The following is a 1,805-nucleotide window of genomic DNA, read 5'->3' on the forward strand; positions in this document are numbered from 1 at the left end:
GGTTTCGACACAGTACACGCCTCAGTACGCGTATCACTAGCGAACCTTACTCACCACGAGTACGAGCTAATTGGCCGTGCAACACGCACTGTGTTGGATGAGTACTTCCAAGAGTTCTCTGCGTAATTCGTAGTTGCTAGAAAATATAAGCCCCGTCAAGTCGGGGCTTTTTTATTCGGTTGTTTAGGTCGTGATAATGAATGTAATTTCTGTAAATGCCGTTGAATCTGCCATTTTGGCACTCTTGATGTTGTTGTTTGGTGAGGTAACCAAAAAACACACACCAATATTAAGTAAATATCATATCCCAGGGCCGGTGATTGGTGGGTGCATCGCAGCCTTAATTACTACTTGCTTATATCGCATGGGAATGGAGTTCGAATTTGAACTTCCTTATAAAGAGACGTTGATGCTGATGTTTTTCGCAGGCATTGGTTTAAGCGCAAATATCAAGCAGCTATTCCAAGGTGGACGCTTGTTCGTTGTCTTTCTCGGAATCGCCGTTGTTTATATTATTTTTCAGGACGCTATTGGTGTCGCTGCAGCCTCGTTCTTAGGGCTGGATCCTAAGCTAGGACTGATGACGGGCTCTATCACCCTATCAGGTGGGCATGGTACAGGTGCTGCATGGGCGTCGATGTTTCATGACCATTTTGGTGTCGATAATGCACTCGAAATCGCGATGGCCTGTGCCACTTTTGGTCTTGTGATTGGCGGTATTATCGGAGCGCCTTTAGGCACGTATTTGGTTGAAAAAAATCAACTTTCAACACCGAACGTACATGCAGCAGATGTGGAACACAAAAAGGCCCATCACATGCTGACTAAGGGCAATGTACTACATGGCATCGGAAGCGTTGTTCTTTTAGCATGCTGTGTTGAGCTCAGCCAAATGCTACATAGTTTAGTGCTTGTGCTCGATGTGCATTGGCTGAACATGGTGCCAAATTTCGTCTATGCGTTATTTGTTGGTGCACTATTCTCAACACTATTTAGCGAGAGCAAACCTGCCAAGATTGCGATGGTCGAAGTGGCACGTTTAAGCTCAATTGCCCTAAGTGTCTTCTTATCTATGGCATTGCTTGAAATCAAACTTTGGCAGCTGTTTGATATGGCGTTGTCGCTGGTGGTTATCCTAACGATTCAAACATTGTTTACTATTGTGTTTGTTACGTCCGTTACCTATAAGCTACTCGGTAAAAATTATGATGCCGCGGTGATGGCAAGTGGTCATGCGGGCTTTGGTTTGGGTGCGACACCGACAGCCATGCTCAATATGAATGGTATCACGGGTTACTACGGCCCATCGCCACAAGCGTATTTTATCGTGCCGTTAATTGGTGCGTTCTTTATCGATCTCTCAAACCTAATCGTTATAGAGACATTCTTACATTTCATGTCTTGATGGATCTTCCCCATCAAAGGGGATTACCAAAGTTCAGTACTTTGACTTTAAAATTTACTCAAGACATCAAAAACTATATTCAGAAGAGGAGTGACGGTTTGAAAGGTGTAATTTCAATTCAGTCTCATGTGGTCTTTGGCCATGCTGGCAATAGCTCTGCGGTTTTTCCTATGCAACGTATGGGACTCGAAGTATGGCCTATCCATACGGTACAATTTTCCAACCACACACAATATCAACAAGGTTGGACCGGGCAAACATTCGGCTCAGATGATATTCGAAACTTGATTCGAGGCTTAGACAACATCAACGTACTGAAAGACTGTGGTGCGATCCTATCGGGTTATCAGGGAAGCGCAGACCAATGTAAAGCGGTTGCTGAGTCGGTTAATTTAGTTAA

General features: G+C 44.3%; 1 protein-coding gene and 1 pseudogene. Both read left to right on the forward strand.

The genetic code is table 11. The features are described from left to right. Positions 1-196: 196 nt before the first annotated feature. Entirely contained in the window at positions 197-1,405 is a 1,209-nt protein-coding gene (gene gltS / locus AB4375_RS21545; RefSeq protein WP_017068368.1) for a sodium/glutamate symporter, read from the forward strand. A 98-nt stretch (positions 1,406-1,503) separates the two neighbouring features. Beyond that, a pseudogene (locus AB4375_RS21550) lies at positions 1,504-1,805 on the forward strand (pyridoxal kinase); the annotation flags it as partial.

It is taken from the genome of Vibrio sp. 10N.261.51.C6, assembly GCF_041471785.1.
In the GTDB taxonomy this organism is placed as follows: domain Bacteria; phylum Pseudomonadota; class Gammaproteobacteria; order Enterobacterales; family Vibrionaceae; genus Vibrio; species Vibrio crassostreae_C.